Source organism: Paenibacillus sp. YYML68, from assembly GCF_027923405.1.
In the GTDB taxonomy this organism is placed as follows: Bacteria; Bacillota; Bacilli; order Paenibacillales; family NBRC-103111; genus Paenibacillus_G.
Genome location: NZ_BQYI01000001.1, coordinates 3178764 through 3197790, shown reverse-complemented (window position 1 = coordinate 3197790; position 19027 = coordinate 3178764). Strand labels below are relative to the sequence as shown.

Below are 19027 nucleotides of genomic sequence, written 5' to 3'. Positions count from 1 at the left end.
TACGTATGTTCGTATAGGGTAAAGTGCGCCTGTTCGTTCGCCCGAATGTAGCATGTAGTCGCGATACGGGTCCGCTTGTGCAATCATCCGGGCGAAGCCGACAGGCGATAGCGAGTGGCGCTGGGATGGACGCCCAAGCCGTCTACTCGCGAATTTGTCCGTTGCCGACGATGCAATACTTGCTCGACGTCAGCGCTGGCAAGCCCATCGGTCCGCGCACGTGGAGCTTCTGTGTGCTGATGCCGATCTCTGCGCCGAAGCCGAATTCGAAGCCGTCGGTGAAGCGAGTGGATGCGTTGTGGTACACCGCTGCGGCATCGACCTCGTTCAAGAAGCGAACGGCGTTCTCGTTGTTCTCCGTGACGATGCACTCGGAATGCTGCGTACCGTGCTGGGCGATATGGGCGAGCGCCTCATCCACACTTTTAACAATGCGGATATTCAGAATGTAGTCGTTGTACTCCGTATCCCAATCCTGGGCGCTGGCAGCCGTTAAGTATGGACAACGCGCAAGCGTCTCTTCATCGACGCGCAGCTCAACCTTCTTCTCGACGAAAGCATCGACGAGCAGCTGCAGATGCTGCTCCGCGAAGGCGAGGTGGACGAGCAGCGTCTCCATCGAGTTGCAGACGGACGGACGCTGTACCTTGGCGTTCAGAGCGATGCGCAGCGCCATCTCTGGCTTCGCCGTCTCGTCCACGAACGTGTGGCAAATGCCTGCGCCCGTCTCGATGACCGGCACGGAGGCGTTCTTCACGACGTTCTGGATGAGCGAAGCGCCACCGCGTGGAATGAGCACGTCGAGCAGGCCGTTCAGGCGCAGCATCTCATCGACCGACTTGCGGTCGGGATCGAGCACGAGCTGCACCGCATCGACCGGTACGTCGGTCTCGCTGAGCGCCATGTGCAGCACCTCGACGATGCGTCGGTTCGATTCGAGCGCCGACGAGCCGCCACGCAGCACGACCGCGTTGCCTGTCTTCAGGCATAGGCCTGCGGCATCGACGGTAACGTTCGGACGCGCCTCGTAGATCATGCCGATGACGCCGAGCGGCACGCGCACCTTGCGGATCGCAAGTCCGTTCGGGCGGTCGAACTGCTCGAGCACGTCGCCGACCGGGTCCGGCAGTGCGACGACTTGACGCAGTCCCTCTGCGATGCCGCCGATGCGCGCTTCGTCGAGCGCCAGTCGGTCGAGCAGGGAAGGGGACGTGCCGTTCTCGCGTCCGCGCTGCAGATCGAGCTCGTTCGCTGCCATGATCGAGGCGGCTTCAGCGACGAGCGCGTCCGCCATGCGCAGCAGTGCGGCGTTCTTCTGCTCGGTCGTGAGCAGGGCGAGCTTCGGCGCTGCGGCCTTGGCCAGCGCTGCCTTCTGAGCAACCTCGGATGTGTGGGCTTGTGTATGGATAGACATATTCGATAATGACCTCCTTCAATGGAATAGGATGGTGTATGGCGTGCTGAGCTGCAATGACTGCATGGTTGGTGGAAAAAGGAACCAGTCCAGCCGTCGCCGCAATCTGGTTAGCGTGGGGGACGCCGAAAGGCTGCATCAGCTCGTCGGTTCGCCTGCTCCCCCACTGCTCACGCCGCTCGCGAGCGTAATCCACTCATCACGGTGAATCACCTCGATGCGGGGCACCTCGATGCGCCGCTGCACCTCATCGGTGCCGAGCCCTGCGACCGCCTGCAGCTGCCAGGCGGCATAGTTGACGACGCCGCGGCCGACCGTCTGGCCGCTCGCATTCAGCACCTCGATGACGTCGCCGGGGTGGAACTCGCCAGCGACCTCGCGGACACCGGCGGGGAGCAAGCTCTTGCCGCCGCTGACGAGCGCCCGCTCGGCGCCCTCGTCGACGACGACAGTGCCGAGCGGCTGGGAGTGGAAGCCGAGCCACTGCTTCTTGACCGGCAGGCTGTGGCCTGTCGGCTCGAAGTACGTGCCCTTGCCGACGCCCTCGACGGCAGCAGCCAGATCGCCAGGCTCGGTCACGCGCCCGATGAAGACCGGGATGCCGCCCCGCATCGATATACGGGCCGCCTCCACCTTGGAGCGCATGCCGCCTGTGCCGACCGACGAGCCGGAGCCGCCGGCGTACCGATACAGCTCCTCGTCTATGACGGACACGCGGTCAATACGCTTAGCCGCCTTGTCCTTGCGCGGATCGCCGGTATATAGTCCGTCCATGTCCGTAATAATGACGAGCTGCTTCGCCCGCACAAGATTGGCCACGAGGGAGGACAGCTTGTCGTTGTCCCCGAACTTCAGCTCATCGACCGATACCGTATCATTCTCGTTAATAATGGGGATCATGCGGCGGCGCAGCAGCTCCTCCAGCGTCATCTGCGCGTTATGCACCCGCTTGCGGCTGACGAAGTCGATGCGCGTCAGCAAGATTTGCCCGACGCCGACGCCGTGACGGGCGAACGCCTCGTGGTACGCCTGCATGAGCAGCGCCTGTCCGACCGAGGCGGACGCTTGCTTCTCGTGCAGCGCCTTCGGCCGCGTCTCGTAGCCGAGCTCGCGGAAGCCAGCGGCGACCGCGCCTGAGGTGACGAGCAGCACCGGATAGCCCTGCTTCTGCAGCGCTGCGAGCTCGCTCGCAAAAAATTCAATTTGACTGCGGTTCAGCCCGCCCTCGTCTGACGTGAGCGAGCTGCTGCCGATTTTGACAACGATAGCCTGTTGCATCGTATTCACTCTTTTCTTAACCGAATCAACGTATTCCTTCAAGCAGGAAGCAGCGTCCCCGTAGCGTGGACAAACGAAAAAGGCCCCGTCCACTAAGGACGAAAGCCTGTAACTTCCGCGGTACCACCTTACTTGGCGAGCATAGCTCACCCGTCTTTGCCCGCATAACGGAGGGGGAAGCCGTCCGGACTCGTCATCCGGCCGTTCAGGGGCAGGTTCGGCAAGGCTTCACGGTAAATTCTCGCAGCCGGTGGAATTTACTCTCTGAGCGTGCAGGGGGCTTCCTACTATTCCCATCAATACGTTTGTATGTGTGTTTAGAATATCATGGTCGGGCGGACTTTGTAAAGGTAAGGAGGACCAGCAGGGCGCACAGCTCGAGCCATTCTCTACAACTATTGTGGTCCTATGCTAAAAGAGTCCCAGCGCCTCAATCCGCTGCGCCGCTTCCTTCAGACGCTCCTCCGAGCTCAGCAGTCCGAGACGGACGTACCCTTCGCCATGCTCGCCGAAGCCGACGCCTGGTGCAACGACGATCTTCGCCTCATTCAGCAGCAGGTCAGCGAACGACTCGGAGCTGTACCCCTTCGGCACCGGCAGCCACGTGAAGAACGAGCCCTGCGAGCGCGTCGCCTTCCAGCCGATCCGATCGAGCTCAGTGAACAGCGCGTTGCGGCGTCCCTCGTAGACGGACACGAGCTCGCGCACGCACGTCTGCGGGCCAGTCAGCGCTGCGGCCGCCGCCTCCTGGATGCCCCCGAACAGGCTGCAATAATAATGATCCTGAATGAGGTTGATCATTCGCACGATCTCGCGGTTGCCGAGGCAGAAGCCGACACGCCAGCCGGCCATGTTGTACGTCTTGGACAGCGTGTAGAACTCGACGCCGACCTCCTTCGCACCCGGCACCTGTAGGAAGCTGACCGGCTGCTCGCCGTCGAAGCCGATCGCGCCGTAGGCGAAGTCGCTGGCGACGACGATGCCGTGCTTCTCAGCGAATCGAACCGTCTCCTCATAGAAGGAGATCGGCGCGGAGACGGCCGTCGGGTTGTTCGGATAGTTGATGAACATGAGCTTCGCCTTGTTCACATCGTCTGCCGACAACGCGGAGTAATCCGGTAGGAATGCGTTCTCTTCCTTCAGCGGCATGAACGCCATGCGGGCACCCGCTAGAGCAACGCCAGACCAGTAGTCCGGGTAGCCGGGATCGGGTACGAGGCAGACGTCGCCGGGGTTGAGAAGACACTGGACGATCTCGACGAGTCCCGTCTTGCCGCCGAACAGAATCGCGACCTCCGTCTCGGGATCAAGCTCAACGCCGTAATCCTCACGATAGCGCTGCGCTACCGCTTCCTTCAGGAACAGGTAGCCGTTGAACGGCGAATATTTGTGATACAGCGGATTCTCGGCTGCCTTCTGCAGTGTCTCGACGATATGCGGCGGCGTCGGGCGGTCCGGGTTGCCTTGTCCGAGATTGATGACGTCGTGTCCGGCTGCGACCTGCTCGTTCGCCTTGCGCACGAGCTTGGCGAAAAATTGTGTAGGCAGCTGCTGCAGCCGATCTGCAGGCACCATAGGAAAAGCACTTGACGCGCTCGGGGTAGAATGGTTCATGATACGCTCACTCCATATAATAAAGTAGACTTTGCGCGCACGCGCTTTTACAATGTAAACAATGTATCATGAATCTGGTGCTCTGTACATGGACGGCTTGTACGTCGGTGTACGGTCGGCGCATGTCATGTAGATAGGAGTGTAGGGGATGGAGAAGAAACAATGGAACGTAGCGCTGCTGCAGATGGATATCGCGATCGGCGAGCCGGAGCGCAACTATGAGAAGCTGCAATCGCTGCTGGAGCAGGCGGTGGCGCATGAGAATAAGCCTGACGTCATCGTCGTACCGGAGATGTGGAACACTGGCTACGCGCTGGAGCACATTCACGAGCTCGCCGATCCGAACGGTCAGCGTACGCGCGAGCTGCTGTCGGCGTTCAGCCGTGAGCACGGCGTGAACATCGTCGGCGGCTCGATCGCCGAGAAGCGGGGCGAGGGCGTCTACAATACGATCTACGCGTTCGACCGTGAGGGCGGCGAGGCTGGCGACTATTCGAAGATTCATCTGTTCCGTCTGATGGATGAGGAGAAGTTCCTGCAGAGCGGCGACCGTCTTGGACAGCTGCAGCTGGACGGTGTGCCGAGCGGGATGATGATCTGCTACGACATCCGCTTCCCGGAGCTGTTCCGCAAGCTTGCGCTCGGTGGAGCGCAGGTGACGTTCGTGCCGGCCGAGTGGCCGAAGCCGCGTCTGCATCATTGGCGGACATTGCTGACAGCGCGGGCCATCGAGAACCAGATGTTCGTCATCGCGTGCAACCGCGTCGGCATTAGCGGGACGACGGAGTTTTTCGGACATTCGATGGTGATCGATCCGTGGGGCGAGGTGCTGGCGGAGGGTGACGAGAGCGAGCAGATCGTGCGGGCGACGATTGATCTGGAGCTGGTGACGGAGGTGCGCAAGCGCATTCCGATCTTCGAGGATCGCAGGCCGGCGCTGTACTAGAGCTGGTGTGGAGAGGCTGCAGCCGTTTGCGGACGGCGGGCCTCTTTTTGTCGTTGCGATGCGGTGGGAGGGGTGCCAGCACACGTTTACAAAAAGTTACAGCCTCGTTGACGTTCATCTAACAAATCTGGAATAAGATGATGGGCAGGCTGTCTAGAGGCAGCGATACATAGAGAGGGTGGAATGGATATGTTAAGGTTGTTAGGCTCGAAGCGCGCAGGTGCGGTCGTCGCATCGGTGTCGCTGTCGCTCGTGCTGCTCGCGAACACGAATGTGCAAGGACTCGTGGCGGCGCCTGCGCCAGCTGTACCGGACTATGAGGTGAAGCTGTTCATGAAGCCGGACGCGGTGCTCGATTCGAGTAAGGAGCTGAAGAGCTCGGTTCGCAGCACGTTCGGCATGCCGAGCTCGAAGACGAAGATGAGCGTGCAGTATATGGACACGGCTTCGCTCGAGCTGGATGCCCAAGGCTGGAACGTGCGCGTGCGCAAGATGGAGGAATACAGCGATAAGGAGTTCGAGCTGACGTACAAGAAGCGTTATCCGATTGTGAACGACGATATCGACGGCGCGCTGGCTCAGGCGGCGCTTGACGGCTTCGATGCGACAGAGGACGATTACGAGGCGCAGGTGGACTGGGGCTACACGAAGAAGACGCTGAGCTTCAGCAACAAGAAGCTGGTGACGAAGAGCGGCTACAATGGCATGGACTTGCCGTCGAAGTCGGATTCCCGCTCGATGACGATCAGCAACGCGCCGGGCAAGTTCGAGAATGATGTGTACTCGAACTGGGGCACGGACAAGCTGGCTGTCGCGGACAAGTACGGTCCTGTCGATGCGAAGCGCTGGATCGGTACGTGGCAGGGCAAGAAGCTGTACATCGAGGTGTGGCCGATTATCGAGGCTGACGGTACGGGCTACGATTACATCGTCGAGTCGTCGTTCAAGACGACATCGCGCTCGGAGGCCGCTTGGCTGCAGAGCGAGCTACAGACGCTGCTGACGCAGAAGGGCTGGTTCTCGCCGACCGACGAGCTGAAGACGCAGATGATTCTACAGCGGTATTAGGGTGGAAAAAAGGGCGCTAACGGTGCTCGTGCGCCGTTAGCGCGGTGGGCGCGGGGAGTGCATGCGTTGCGTGAGCAGGCGCTGCGGCGCGAGGGTGCGGTTACGATGAGAAGCATCGTAACGGGGGTTGGCGCAGGCGCTACGCCGCCTACCGCTCCCGCACCCCAATCACCTCGCGGAATGTGTCCATGAACGCCGCCACCGCCTTGGACAAGTAGCGGCCCTTGCGGTAGGCGATGACGAGCACGCGGGTGGGGCGACCGACGAGCGGCAAGTAGACGGGGGCGAGCTCGCTCCATTTGCCCCGCGACACCATGTCGGGGACGAAGGCGATGCCCATGCCCGCGGCGACGAACGACTGCACCGTCTCGATGTTGCTGCTCTCGAACACGATATTCGGGCGGAAGCCTGCGCTCCCGCACAGCTCCATCGTCAGCTGCCGGAAGCCTTGGCCTTGCTTGAGCGCGATGAATGGCTCGGCGCGGAGCGCGGACAGCTCGATCGGCTTGCGGGGCTTCTCCGCCGAGCGTGCGGCAAGCGGATGACCCGGCGGCACCGCCAGCTTAATCTCCTCCTCGATGACGGGGATGTAGTCGAGCGCGTCATCGTTCAGTGGCAGCGACAGCAGGCTGATGTCGGCGCCGCCGAGCGCTGTCAGTTGCTCCAGATTGCTCGACGAGTCCTCGATGAGCACGACGTCGATCTCGGGATAGCGCGAACGGAACTCGGGCAGGACGAGCGGCAGCACGTGCGCGCCTGTAATCGGCAGGCTACCGACGACGAGGCGGCCCTTGCGCATTTGCGATATATCTTCCATCTCCATCTTCAGCTGCTCGACGAGGTCGAGTATTTTTTGCGCCTTCTCGACGAACAGCGTGCCTGCGTATGTCGCCTCGACGGAGTTCGTCGTGCGCTGGAACAGCAGGACGCCGAGCTCCTTCTCGAGCTTGGACAGCTGCTGGCTGAGCGACGGCTGGGCGATGTGCAGCTTCTCAGCGGCTCTTGAGAAATTTTTATCCAGTGCGATCTGCAGGGCGTATTGTAATTGTCTGAGCTCCATCGCTTCCACCATCTCCCTTATAGCTATAAGCTATGAATGTTATAGATATTATATACTGGAACAATGAAGCTGAACATGATAGGATGTAACTCATATAAGCAATGCGATTGTTGCATTCATTAATTTCATACATGACTAGAGGTGTATTCGATGGCAAAAACAATGTTTGAGAAAATTTGGGACAATCACGTCATCCATGCCGAGGAAGGCAAGCCGAGCATCATCTACATCGACCTGCATCTCGTGCACGAGGTAACGAGCCCGCAAGCGTTCGAGGGTCTTCGTATGGCAGGCCGTCAGGTTCGCCGTCCGGACCGCACGTTCGCGACGATGGACCACAACGTACCGACGAAGGACCGCTTCAACATTACAGACCCGATCTCCAAGCAGCAGATTGACACACTGTCCAAAAACTGCGCAGACTTCGGCGTTACTCTGTTCGACCTGAACCACATCGATCAAGGTGTCGTGCACGTTATGGGACCTGAAGTCGGCTTGACGCATCCGGGCAAAACAATTGTATGCGGCGACAGCCACACGTCCACGCACGGTGCATTCGGCGCGCTCGCGTTCGGGATCGGTACGAGCGAGGTTGAGCACGTGCTCGCGACGCAGTGCTTGCAGCAGTCGAAGGCGAAGACGCTTGAGGTGCGCATCAACGGCCGCATGAAGCCGGGCGTAACAGCGAAGGACTTGATTCTTGGCGTAATTGCTCAGTACGGCACTGACTTTGCAACGGGCTATGTTATTGAGTATACAGGTGAAGCGATCCGCGCATTGACGATGGAAGAGCGTATGACCGTATGTAACATGTCCATCGAGGCAGGCGCGCGCGCTGGCTTGATCGCTCCGGACGAGACGACATTCGAATACTTGCGCGGCCGTCAATACGTACCGCAGGGCGAGGAGTTCGACCAGGCGGTTGCCGCGTGGAAGCAGCTGACGACAGACGAAGGCGCTGTATACGACCGCGTCGTTGATTTCGATGCAGAGAGCCTCATCCCGCAAGTCACCTGGGGAACGAGCCCTGGCATGGGTACCGACATTACGAGCAGCGTGCCGAATCCGGCTGATTTTGCAACGGAGAACGAGCGTAAGGCAGCGGAGAAGGCGCTGGAGTACATGGGTCTGACACCGGGCACGCCTATGAGCGAGATCGAGATCGATTATGTGTTCATTGGCTCCTGTACGAACGGCCGGATCGAGGACCTTCGCGCTGCTGCTGCAGTTGCTCAAGGCCACCAAGTATCCGCGAACGTTACAGCCATCGTCGTACCGGGCTCCGGTCGCGTGAAGCTGCAGGCGGAGAAGGAAGGTCTTGACAAGATCTTCACCGATGCAGGCTTCGAATGGCGTGATGCTGGCTGCTCGATGTGCCTTGCGATGAATCCTGACGTGCTTCAGCCGGGTCAGCGCTGCGCTTCGACGTCCAACCGTAACTTCGAGGGTCGTCAAGGCCGCGACGGACGTACGCATCTCGTATCTCCTGCGATGGCAGCAGCTGCTGCGATCAAGGGCCGTTTTACCGATGTGCGCGACTGGGAATTCAAAGTAAAGCAGGAAGCTTAATATAAATTTCAAGACGTAAGGAGTACGACGACATGGAAGCTTTCAAGAAGCATACAGGCCTTGTAGGTCCGGTTGACCGCGTGAACGTGGATACGGATGCGATCATCCCTAAGCAATTTCTGAAGCGCATCGAGCGCTCCGGCTTCGGCCAATTTCTGTTCTACGAATGGCGCTTTGACCCGAAGGGTAACGTCATTCCAGAATTCAGCCTGAACCAAGAGCGCTATGCAGGCGCATCGGTGCTGATCTCCCGCGCTAACTTCGGCTGCGGCTCGTCCCGCGAGCACGCGCCGTGGGCGATTCAGGACTACGGGTTCCGCGTTGTCATCGCGCCGTCGTTCGCTGACATCTTCTACAACAACTGCTTCAAGAACGGCATTCTGCCGATCAAGCTGAGCGAGGAGCAGGTGGAAGAGCTGTTCCAGCGCACGAACGCGAATGCTGGCTACCAGCTGACTGTGGACCTCGAGAACAAGACGATTATCGACGAGCAAGGCTTGAGCATCGCGTTCGACCTTGACGAGCACCGCCGTCAGTTCCTGCTGCAAGGTCTCGATGACATCGGCTTGACGCTTCAGCATGCAGATAAGATCGCCGCTTACGAGGAGCGTATGGCGAGTAAGTAATTATAAGTTGAAGAGAGTTTAAGACCCGCAGGTTAGTTCCCTTCGTTCGGAGGTGGGCTTGCTTGCGGGTTTTTTGTTATGTTTACGTTCAGTGTTCCGTGGGTGTTGAGTAATGAGAGGGGAATGAATACAATTCCTCTATTGGGTGTCTAAGTTTTACAGAACAAATTGATTCGGCCCATCAAATGCTGGATTTCAAGAAAATCAAGTCATGATATGAAAAGAAATTAAATATTCAGGGGTGATATGTTGAACGCTCAGATCACTATTTTTGTGCATATTCCGAAGACCGCTGGGACAACGTTCAATCGATTGCTGCAAGATCAATATACTCGCGATCAAATTGCTTATTTGCATGACGATCCATCATGGTCGACGGAACGGCTCGTCAAGATATGCAACCATCCTCAATCACCAGTACGGGCCATCTCGGGCCATTTTCCTTTCGGACTTCATCATTTAATCGATAAACCATGCACGTACGCAACCTTTCTTCGTGATACTTTGAAATTGTATATGTCGATGTTCAGCTACATTCAGAGTAGTCCGGTCATTCCAGCCCATCCCAAGGTGATCAACATGAACTTTCAGCAGTTCATGGAATGCGAGGAGTTGAACCCTTTAACCTCCAATATTCAAACCAAATATTTAACCGGTGTACCAGGGAGGTTTGTTCATCAGCCTGGGAGTCAATATTTCAGTTGGAATCCGGGCGATTACATTCCTAATTTAGAAGTAGCTAAGAGGAACTTATTAACCTATTTCTCCTACATTGGCATTACAGAACGATTCCATACTGATCTAACTGCAATGGCCAAACAATTAGGTTGGTCGAGTCCTGTACAGAAATATGCTGAGAATGAGACGAAGCGGATGAAGCCGTCCCTCGACTCACTGAATCCAAAAACCATACAGCGTTTTTATGAAAAAAATGTAATGGACCTCGAGCTATACCGCTTCGCCTATGAACTAACAAACGAAAGACGTTAATAAAAGCTGATTCCAAGTGAAGTACTTGCTCAGCTTTGTTAACTATTAATGATCTCGTGGATTAAGGAGATCGAAATGACCATGTTCATCCTCACCCTTCGCCTTGTCTGCCTGTTTTTGTTTACCCCCACGTCCGTTGTATATAATAGCAGGGGAGAAGCGTGAATGGGAAAGGATGGAGCCAATGTCATTTCATAAGATCGGTGTAGTCGGAGCCGGAACGATGGGGCAGGGCATTGCCGAGATGCTGGCGGCGCGCGGGCTGGAGGTGCTGCTGATCGAGCGGACGCCGGAGCGGCTGGAGCAGGCATGGGAGCAGTTGGAGATTAGTCTCGATAAGCAGCTGGAGAAATGGGCCATTACCGCCGCGGAGAAGAAGCTTATTCTGTCCCGCATCCATAAGGAGACGGAGTGGGCTCGGCTCGCCGAGTGCGACATGGTCATTGAGTCGGTGTCCGAGGATATGGAGCTGAAGAAGAGCATCTTCGCCCGTCTCGATGAGACGTGCCCGCCGGAGGTCGTGCTTGCGAGCAACACGTCGACGCTGAGCTTGACCGAGATGGCGGCCCAGACAAGTCTGCCGGAGCGGGTGATCGGGCTGCATTTTCTATATCCGGTGTCCAAAATCGATCTCGTCGAAATTATACGCGCCGTCCGCACGAGCGATGAGACGTTCAGCCGTACGCGGGAGTTCGTCGAGCAGACGATCCAGAAGCGCGGCATTCTTGTCTATGAATCGCCAGGCTTCGTGACGACGCGGCTGATCTGTATCCTTATTAATGAAGCGATGCACGCCTTGTCAGAGGGTGTGGCGTCTGCAGATGACATTGACAGCGCGATGCGCATTGGATACGACTTCCATTATGGGCCGCTCGAGATGGCGGATCGGTTCGGTCTCGATTCGGTGCTGGCGGCGATGGAGCGCATGTTCCGCGAGTTCGGGGAGCTGAAGTACCGACCGTCGTTCCTGCTCAAGCAGATGGTGCGGGCGGGGAAGCTCGGCGTGAAGACGGGACAAGGCTTTTTTCACTATGACAAGGATGGTGATCGGCTATGATCGTGCTCGTCATTAATGCGGGCAGCTCGTCGCTGAAGTTCCAGCTGTATGAGATGCGTGAGGAGTCGGTGCTGGCGAAGGGGAAGGTGGAGCGGATCGGTATGGATTCGGCGATCTTGACCTATGAGCCGGAGGGGAAGCCGGAGATTCGCGAGGTAAGCGAAATTCTCGAGCATACGACGGCGATCAAGCGGGTGCTGGCGATGCTCGTCCATCCACAGCATGGGGTGCTGGAGTCGGCGGCGCAGATCGATGCGGTCGGTCATCGGGTCGTCCACGGTGGGGAGTCGTTCTCGAGCTCGGTGCTCGTCGATGACGAGGTGAAGCGGGAGATTAAGCGACTGTTCGACCTCGCCCCGCTGCACAACCCGGCGCATATGCTCGGCATCCAGGCGGTGGAGGCGAACATGCCGGGCAAGCCGCAGGCCGTCGTGTTCGATACGGCGTTCCATCAGACGATGCCTGAGATGTCGTACTTATATCCAATCCCGATGGTGCTGTATCGCAAGCACAAGGTGCGCCGCTACGGCTTCCACGGCACGAGTCATGCCTACGTCAGCGAGCGGGCGGCGGCGGTGCTCGGACGGCCGCTCGCTGAGCTGAAGCTGATCACGTGCCACATCGGCAACGGCGCGAGCTGCACGGCGATTCGGGACGGGCGCTCGTTCGATACGACGATGGGGATGACGCCGCTGGAGGGGCTCATGATGGGGACGCGCAGCGGCGACATTGACCCGGCCATCGTGCCGTTCACGATGGATAAGGAGGACTTGACGCTGTCCGAGGTTAATTCGATGCTGAACAAGCATAGCGGCTTAATGGCGATCTCGGGTCTGAGCAGTGACATGCGCGAAATTACGCAGGCGATGGAGAGCGGCGACCGCAGCGCGGCGCTAGCCTTCCAGATGTACGAGTATCGGCTGCGTAAGTATATCGGCGCCTACGCGGCGGCGATGAACGGGCTCGATGCGATCGTCTTCACCGCGGGTGTCGGTGAAAATTCTGCGGCGCTGCGGGCTGCTGTCTGCCGCAACCTGACGTTCCTCGGCGTTGAGCTCGACGAGGAGGCGAATGCACGGCGTTCGGCGGACGAGCGGATCATTACAGCAGCTGGCTCGCGGGTGCAGGTGCTCGTCATTCCGACGAACGAGGAGCTAGTCATTGCGCGGGATACGTATCGTTTGATTTTGGACCGCAATCATGTAGAATAAGGAAAAGAGGACGCCGGTCGAACGCATGTTCCTCCGGCGTTCGCTGCCACATCGTAAGGGGGAGTCGCAGTTGAGTCGTTCAATCGTTACGATTCGCGAGGCGGATCGATATGTAGAGCAAACGGTTACAATAGGGTGCTGGCTGCACAATGTTCGTTCCAGCGGTAAGATCCGCTTCCTGCAGCTGCGCGACGGGACAGGCTTCATACAGGGGGTCGTCGTCAAGAGCGAGGTGCCAGAGCAAGTCTGGGACGATTCGGGCAAGCTGACACAGGAGAGCTCGCTGTACGTGACCGGAATCATACGCGAGGATACGCGCAGCAAGGGCGGCTATGAGCTGACCGTCACTGGTGTCGAGCTGATTCAGGTGGCGGAGGAATATCCGATTACGCCAAAGGAGCACGGGGTCGACTTCTTGATGGATCACCGCCATCTGTGGATTCGTTCGCCGCGGCAGCGGGCTATACTGGTCATCCGGGCGCAAATTATTCGGGCGATCCAGCAGTTTTTTGACGAGCGGGGCTTCCAGCTTGTTGATCCTCCGATTCTGACACCATCGTCGTGCGAGGGTACGACGAACTTGTTCCATACGAAATATTTCGACGAGGATGCGTACTTGACGCAGAGCGGTCAGCTCTATATGGAGGCGGCGGCGATGGCGCTCGGCCGTGTATATTCGTTCGGACCGACGTTCCGTGCGGAGAAGTCGAAGACGCGCCGACATCTGATCGAGTTCTGGATGATCGAGCCGGAGATGGCGTTCGTCACGCATGAGCAAAATCTTGAGGTGCAGGAGCAGTTCGTCTCCCACATCGTACAATCGGTGCTGGCGAGCTGCCGCAAGGAGCTGGAGACGCTGGAGCGTGACGTGACGAAGCTGGAGTCGATTCAGGCGCCGTTCCCGCGCATTACATATGACGAGGCGATCCGCTTCTTGCAGGAGAACGGTCATGAGATCGAGTGGGGCGAGGACTTCGGCGCTCCGCATGAGACGGCGATTGCCCAGAGCTATGACAAGCCGGTGTTCATTACGCATTATCCGACGGAGATTAAGGCGTTCTATATGAAGCCAGACCCGAATCGTCCAGACGTCGTGCTGTGCGCCGATATGATCGCGCCGGAGGGGTACGGGGAGATTATCGGGGGAAGCCAGCGCATCGACGATCCGGAGCTGATGGAGTCGCGCTTCCAGCAGCATGAGCTGTCTAAGGAGGCGTACCAGTGGTATCTGGATCTGCGTAAATACGGCTCTGTCCCGCACTCGGGCTTCGGTCTTGGTCTGGAGCGAACGGTGGCGTGGATCTGCGGACTCGAGCATGTGCGGGAGACGATTCCGTTCCCGAGGCTGCTGAATCGGCTGTATCCGTAGGTTGTTGTTATGGGTTGGGGTGAAGGAGTACTGGTACTAGGCTAGGCAAGGAGAGGGGGGCGATTCGGACATGGAGGACATCGCATCTGTGCTGCTTGAGGGGCTGCAGAGCGGACAGGCGTCTGTGCCGTATTGGCTGCTGCAAAATTATACCCGCCTGAACCTGAGCGAGCAGGAGGTGATGCTCGTCATTCAGCTGATGGCGTTCAAGCAGCGGGAAAATGTCGACTTCCCGACGCCGGAGCAGCTGCAGGCGCGCATGACGCTGACGCAGGAGCAGGTGCTGTCGGTGCTGCAGAAGCTGCTGAAGGCGGGACTGCTTCGCATCGATGAGCGCAAGGACCCGGTCACCGGCGTCCATAGCGAGCTGTACAACTGGACGCCGCTGCTGGAGCGGCTCGCGATGCTGCACGCGGAGGAGCGGGCTGCGCAGCAGTCTGCACGGCGGTTGTCGGAGGCAACGAGTCGCAGCGGCAAGGACGTCTTCTCGATCTTCGAGCGGGAGTTCGGCCGGCCGCTGACGCCGATGGAGCTGGAGACGATATCCAGCTGGCTCGATAAGGACAAGCATCCAGAGGCGCTTATATTAGCTGGACTGAAGGAGGCCGTGTTCGCGGGTCGGCTGCATTTTCGCTATATCGATCGTATTCTGCTGGAATGGCAGCGCAATCGGATCTCGACGGTGGAGCAGGCGAAGGAGCATTCGCAGAAGTTTCGCGCGAGGTAGCGGGGTTATGGAATAGAATACGTGCCGAGAAATAATGGGCGTCTTGCCGTGCCGAGTGGAAGTGCGGGAGCTGATTCGGTCGGGATGAAGGCTATCGAGTCGATTGAAGTAGATTGAGAAGTTAGAGCAAAGCGAGCAGAGCATTCGCCATAGGGCGGGTGTTCTTTTTTTCTAGTTAGGCGATGTGTGGTTGGTATACCTAGATTTGCTATGCCTATGTAATCTAGGTATAATGCTTGTATGACATATAGGGAGGTGCTCATTCGCAAGTGACGAGGATGAACAAGGAGCTGCTGAAGGGAACGACAGGGACGCTGATCTTGAATGTGCTTGAGCGTCGGGATTGCTACGGGTATCAGCTGATTAAGGAGCTGGAGCTGCTGTCAGAGGGGGCGTTCGTGCTGAAGGAGGGGACGCTGTATCCGATTCTACATGGCATGGAGTCCGAGCAGTGGGTGAGCTCGTATTGGGAGGAGAGCGAGGGACGCAGGCGCAAGTATTACCGGATTACGGATAACGGTCGGCGTCAGCTGCTGGAGAAGAAGCAGGAATGGCGGCTGTTCCGCGGCGCTGTAGATCGGGTGCTCGGGGAGGGGTCGGCGTGATGTTGAACGTACATCCTTTGGTTGATCAATATGTAAGTGAAGTGACCCGGCAGGTCAAGGCTCGGGAGCTTCGGAAGGAGATTCAGGAGGAGCTTGTCGGGCACTTGGAGGAGCGTATAGAATCGAAGCGTGCCGAAGGGCTGAGCGAGGAGGCTGCCGTTCGATGGGCGATCGAGCAGATGGGTGACACGCGCTCCGTTGCAGCTGGACTGAATCAAGTACACAAGCCGCGTATTCCGTGGGCGATGCTCGCCGTGTTGGCAGTTCTGCTGACAGCTGCCTTGGTTACGATGTATGCGGTGGAGCTGAGCTATACTTCAGCGTCACGTCAGTATATCGGGAGCTACCAGCTGTTCTATCGACATGCGGTGCACTTAGGGATTGGACTCGTGGTCATGCTGCTCGTCAGTCGGATTAATTATCGTAAGGTGTTGTCGTATGCGTCGGTCATCTATGGTGTGTCGGTCGTGCTGGTAGCAGCTGCTATATGGGTTGGGCCTAGGATTAACGGTGTGCGCGGATATTTTAATGTTGGTTCTATCACTCTCGACGTCAAGGACTTAAGTATGGTTCTGTTTCTCGTGGCAGCGGTTGGGCATCTTGGACATATTGGATTTGGAGAGGCTCGTTGGAAGACGGTCATCATCCAATGTGTAATGTACTCGATTGTGCCCGCTTTACTGTATGCTATGGTGCCGTCTATCGATAATCTCGTTTATTACGGTCTTGCTTATTTCTTGTTTCTGTACCTGTCGCGGCAAGATTGGCGCTTGCTCGTAACACATGTGGTTTTATGGTGCTTACCGTTAGTTATTGTAACTAGTTTTATTCAGCATGGATGGGAGAGAATTACGTTAAGGCTAAACTCCTTTCTCGACCGCTATAATGCTCCGCTTGATGGTGGGTATACGTACGTTCAGATCGACTCGGCCATTCGTTCCGCAGGTTGGTGGGGGCGTGGCTACGGTGTGTCTGCGGACCTGATGCCCAATATTCATTCTGACATGATACTTACCTATATGATATACAGTATGGGATGGGTGTTCAGCGCGATTGTACTTCTGTTCATGCTGGTATTCGTTGCTGAGCTGCTCAGGGCGGCTATGGCTGTACGTGATCTGGTGGGGAAGCAGCTTGTTGGTGCGCTGGGCTCATTATTCGCGGTTAAGTTTATGTTCAGCATCGGCATGTCACTTGGACTATTGCCGCTATCCATCATATCCGTTCCGTTCGTCAGCTATGGAGGGACAGGGATGCTCGTGCAGCTAGCCGCGATTGGGCTGATCTACAGCGTGTACAGGCGTAAGGATATGGTGCGGGTGAGCGTGTGACGGGGGTGCTTGAGGGGACGAGAGGGGGATTGGCTGCGAGAGAATGGACACCAGTATTGAGTTTAGTTGGAGCCTGGGGCGAAGCCTCAGGCTTGTTTGGATATGCGGGAAGCATGGCTGAGCGTCTGGCGGAACGTCACCATAGCGCACGCTTCGTGCGCTATGGTGTAGTGAGCGAGGCCTCGCGTCCGGCGGGCGGAGAGGATAGCGCACGGTTCGTGCGCTATGGTGTAGCGAGCGAGGCCGCGCGCCCGGCTGGCCGCAGGCATAGCGCATGGTTCGTGCGCTATGGTGTAGCGAGCGAGGCCGCGCGCCCGGCGGACCGCAGGCATAGCGCATGGTTCGTGCGCTATGGTGTAGCGAGCGAGGCCGAGCGTCCGGCGGGAGGTGAGGATAGCGCACGGTTCGTGCGCTATGCTGGAGCGAGTGAGGCCTCGCGCCCGGCGTGCGGCAGGCATAGCGCATGGTTCGTGCGCTATGGGGTAGCGAGCGAGGCCGCGCGCTCGGCGGGCGGTGAGGATAGCGCACGGTTCGTGCGCTATGGTGTAGCGAGCGAGGCCGCGCGCTCGGCGGGCGGTGAGGATAGCGCACATTTCGTGCGCTATGGGGTAGCGAGCGAGGCCGCGCGCTCGGCGGGCGGTGAGCATAGCGCACGGTTCGTGCGCTATGGTGTAGCGAGCGAGGCCGCGCACTCGGCGGGCCGTAGGCATAGCGCATGGTTCGTGCGCTTTGGTGTAGCGAGCGAGGCCTCGCGCCCAGCGGGCCGCAGGCATAGCGCACGGTTCGTGCGCTATGGTGTAGCGAGCGAGGCCGCGCGCCCGGCTGGCCGCAGGCATAGCGCATGGTTCGTGCGCTATGGTGTAGCGAGCGAGGCCGAGCATCCGGCGGGCCGCAAGCATAGCGCACGTTTCGTGCGCTATGGTGTAGTGAGCGAGGCCGCGCGCTCGGCGGGCCACTATTTTCTACTCTCTAGCCATGCCAGCACTGTTTTGACCGTCGGACCTTAGGACTGAAGTCCACATCACATGGCCGTCGATGACCGTTGTCAATTGGTCTAGCTTCTGAGTTTTGCGAATGAGTAGCTCCATCCAGCAGTCGGCCTCGTGCCATTCAGGTATATACTGTCCTTTTAGAGTCAGAATCGGGTTGTATTTGTGCCCCGCATCATGTCCCTCCAGCACTTGCTCAGCACTATAATCCTCTCGCACCTGCTCCGACTCACCCCCGCTCTCCACAGCACGTTCATATCGCTGCCAGAGCGCCTGTCGCTGCTCAGGAGACAATGTCCGAGAGCAACGGCACAGCTCCTCCGTTACATCGAGCAGTCCAAGCAAGCGCGTCATATGTAGGCGAATGCGCAGCAATCGCTTCAGCTTATGCCGCTGCATGCGCCGATACTTGCAATCAGCGAGCTGGAAGGCAATGAAGGTTAACGTCTGGCGAATCTGATTGATCTGCTCTTGCCGAGATACTAAGTTCGAATCACTCCAATTGCATGAATGAGCCACACCGAGCGACGTGGCAATGGCAAGCCGCACAGTGGCTTGCGTATCGCCAGTTAGGCGGCTGTAGCCCGACTCAATCTGCTTGCTATAATCCGGGGGGAATATGAAGTAATTGACCAAGGCAGAGACGGTAATACCGGTCAACGTCGTTCCGACTCGCACGAAGAAGCTTTGCAGGTAGTCCGATTCTGTCAGCGCGATCATATTTACAGAGGTTAAGGTGGCAACGAGGAGTGCGTCCTTCCACTTCAGCAATTGGCACAAATAAATCGTTGCCAGTGCTGACAAAGTGTAGGCGAGCGGCTGCTGTCCGAGCGCGTAGTCCGCAGCCATGGCGACAGCTGCTCCCGTGATAGCGGCGGGGAATCGAATGAAGCCTTTACGTACTGAAGCGTCTACTGTTGGCTCCAAAGTAACGATTGCCGCAATGATGGCGAAGATCGTAGGCCAGTTCATCCAGTGGCATATCGCAGACGTCGCGAATATGGCAACGCCGGTTTTGATCAGTCGGTTTCCAATGGCGAGTCGTGTTAGCAAATCTAACGCCTCCCTTGATCCGTTTCACCTAGTATACCATACGGCAGACCGAAGGAGCGTGATGAAGAAGAATCTTCAAATCTACGTTCCGATAAGGTATAATGTGAAAAAAATAATAGA

17 protein-coding genes and 1 other annotated feature are annotated in these 19027 nt (G+C 57.9%); of the genes, 12 read left to right on the top strand and 5 right to left on the bottom strand.

All coding sequences use genetic code 11. The annotated features are described in order from the left end of the window. Positions 1 to 142: 142 nt before the first annotated feature. The 3 genes from PAE68_RS14585 to PAE68_RS14575 form a co-directional block, all read right to left on the bottom strand. The gene (locus PAE68_RS14585; protein WP_281888052.1) at positions 143 to 1414 is read right to left on the bottom strand and encodes a glutamate-5-semialdehyde dehydrogenase; all 1272 of its coding nucleotides are present in this window, start codon (positions 1412 to 1414) and stop codon (positions 143 to 145) included. A gap of 138 nt (positions 1415 to 1552) precedes the next feature. After that, positions 1553 to 2692 (bottom strand): glutamate 5-kinase, encoded by a 1140-nt coding sequence (gene proB / locus PAE68_RS14580; RefSeq protein ID WP_281888051.1) that lies wholly within the window; start codon positions 2690 to 2692, stop codon positions 1553 to 1555. A gap of 91 nt (positions 2693 to 2783) precedes the next feature. After that, positions 2784 to 3001 (bottom strand) — a binding site (T-box leader). A gap of 102 nt (positions 3002 to 3103) precedes the next feature. After that, the gene (locus PAE68_RS14575) at positions 3104 to 4306 is read right to left on the bottom strand and encodes a pyridoxal phosphate-dependent aminotransferase (RefSeq protein ID WP_281888048.1); all 1203 of its coding nucleotides are present in this window, start codon (positions 4304 to 4306) and stop codon (positions 3104 to 3106) included. 148 nt (positions 4307 to 4454) lie between these two features. Here PAE68_RS14575 and PAE68_RS14570 point away from each other — a divergent pair, with 148 nt between their 5' ends. Both PAE68_RS14570 and PAE68_RS14565 read left to right on the top strand, forming a co-directional pair. Beyond that, on the top strand, positions 4455 to 5252 hold the full coding sequence (locus PAE68_RS14570; protein WP_281888046.1) for a carbon-nitrogen family hydrolase: 798 nt from the start codon (positions 4455 to 4457) through the stop codon (positions 5250 to 5252). A gap of 189 nt (positions 5253 to 5441) precedes the next feature. Then, the gene (locus tag PAE68_RS14565; protein WP_281888044.1) at positions 5442 to 6320 is read left to right on the top strand and encodes a hypothetical protein; all 879 of its coding nucleotides are present in this window, start codon (positions 5442 to 5444) and stop codon (positions 6318 to 6320) included. Between the two features lie 148 nt (positions 6321 to 6468). On the opposite strand, the gene PAE68_RS14560 is transcribed toward PAE68_RS14565, so the two are convergent. Next, positions 6469 to 7380, bottom strand: coding sequence for a LysR family transcriptional regulator (locus PAE68_RS14560; protein ID WP_281888042.1), 912 nt, complete (start codon positions 7378 to 7380; stop codon positions 6469 to 6471). Positions 7381 to 7530: 150 nt separating this feature from the next. On the opposite strand from PAE68_RS14560, the gene leuC reads away from it, so the two are divergent. The 10 genes from leuC to PAE68_RS14510 all read left to right on the top strand — a co-directional run bounded on the left by leuC (position 7531) and on the right by PAE68_RS14510 (position 17872). Continuing rightward, positions 7531 to 8949 (top strand): 3-isopropylmalate dehydratase large subunit, encoded by a 1419-nt coding sequence (leuC, locus tag PAE68_RS14555; protein ID WP_281888040.1) that lies wholly within the window; start codon positions 7531 to 7533, stop codon positions 8947 to 8949. Between the two features lie 32 nt (positions 8950 to 8981). Further along, positions 8982 to 9575: a 3-isopropylmalate dehydratase small subunit gene (leuD, locus tag PAE68_RS14550; protein ID WP_281888038.1), complete on the top strand. Its 594-nt coding sequence runs from the start codon at positions 8982 to 8984 to the stop codon at positions 9573 to 9575. A 249-nt stretch (positions 9576 to 9824) separates the two neighbouring features. After that, positions 9825 to 10565, top strand: coding sequence for a sulfotransferase family 2 domain-containing protein (locus tag PAE68_RS14545; RefSeq protein ID WP_281888036.1), 741 nt, complete (start codon positions 9825 to 9827; stop codon positions 10563 to 10565). Positions 10566 to 10749: 184 nt separating this feature from the next. Then, positions 10750 to 11622 (top strand): 3-hydroxyacyl-CoA dehydrogenase family protein, encoded by an 873-nt coding sequence (locus PAE68_RS14540; protein WP_281888035.1) that lies wholly within the window; start codon positions 10750 to 10752, stop codon positions 11620 to 11622. Further along, positions 11619 to 12833, top strand: coding sequence for an acetate/propionate family kinase (locus tag PAE68_RS14535; protein ID WP_281888033.1), 1215 nt, complete (start codon positions 11619 to 11621; stop codon positions 12831 to 12833). The genes PAE68_RS14540 and PAE68_RS14535 overlap by 4 nt, the downstream gene beginning before the upstream one ends. A gap of 70 nt (positions 12834 to 12903) precedes the next feature. Continuing rightward, entirely contained in the window at positions 12904 to 14202 is a 1299-nt protein-coding gene (asnS, locus tag PAE68_RS14530) for an asparagine--tRNA ligase (protein WP_281888031.1), read from the top strand. A 70-nt stretch (positions 14203 to 14272) separates the two neighbouring features. Beyond that, positions 14273 to 14929 carry a DnaD domain-containing protein gene (locus PAE68_RS14525; RefSeq protein ID WP_281888029.1) on the top strand — a complete coding sequence of 219 codons (657 nt, stop codon included), beginning with the start codon at positions 14273 to 14275 and terminating at the stop codon, positions 14927 to 14929. A 278-nt stretch (positions 14930 to 15207) separates the two neighbouring features. Beyond that, positions 15208 to 15534, top strand: a complete 327-nt coding sequence (locus tag PAE68_RS14520; RefSeq protein ID WP_281891080.1) for a PadR family transcriptional regulator — start codon at positions 15208 to 15210, stop codon at positions 15532 to 15534. After that, entirely contained in the window at positions 15534 to 16865 is a 1332-nt protein-coding gene (locus PAE68_RS14515) for an FtsW/RodA/SpoVE family cell cycle protein (protein WP_281888027.1), read from the top strand. The genes PAE68_RS14520 and PAE68_RS14515 overlap by 1 nt, the downstream gene beginning before the upstream one ends. A gap of 113 nt (positions 16866 to 16978) precedes the next feature. Then, entirely contained in the window at positions 16979 to 17872 is an 894-nt protein-coding gene (locus PAE68_RS14510; RefSeq protein ID WP_281888025.1) for a hypothetical protein, read from the top strand. On the opposite strand, the gene PAE68_RS14505 is transcribed toward PAE68_RS14510, so the two are convergent. Next, positions 17828 to 18907 (bottom strand): FUSC family protein, encoded by a 1080-nt coding sequence (locus PAE68_RS14505; protein WP_281888023.1) that lies wholly within the window; start codon positions 18905 to 18907, stop codon positions 17828 to 17830. The genes PAE68_RS14510 and PAE68_RS14505 overlap by 45 nt on opposite strands. Between the last annotated feature and the right edge of the window lie 120 nt (positions 18908 to 19027).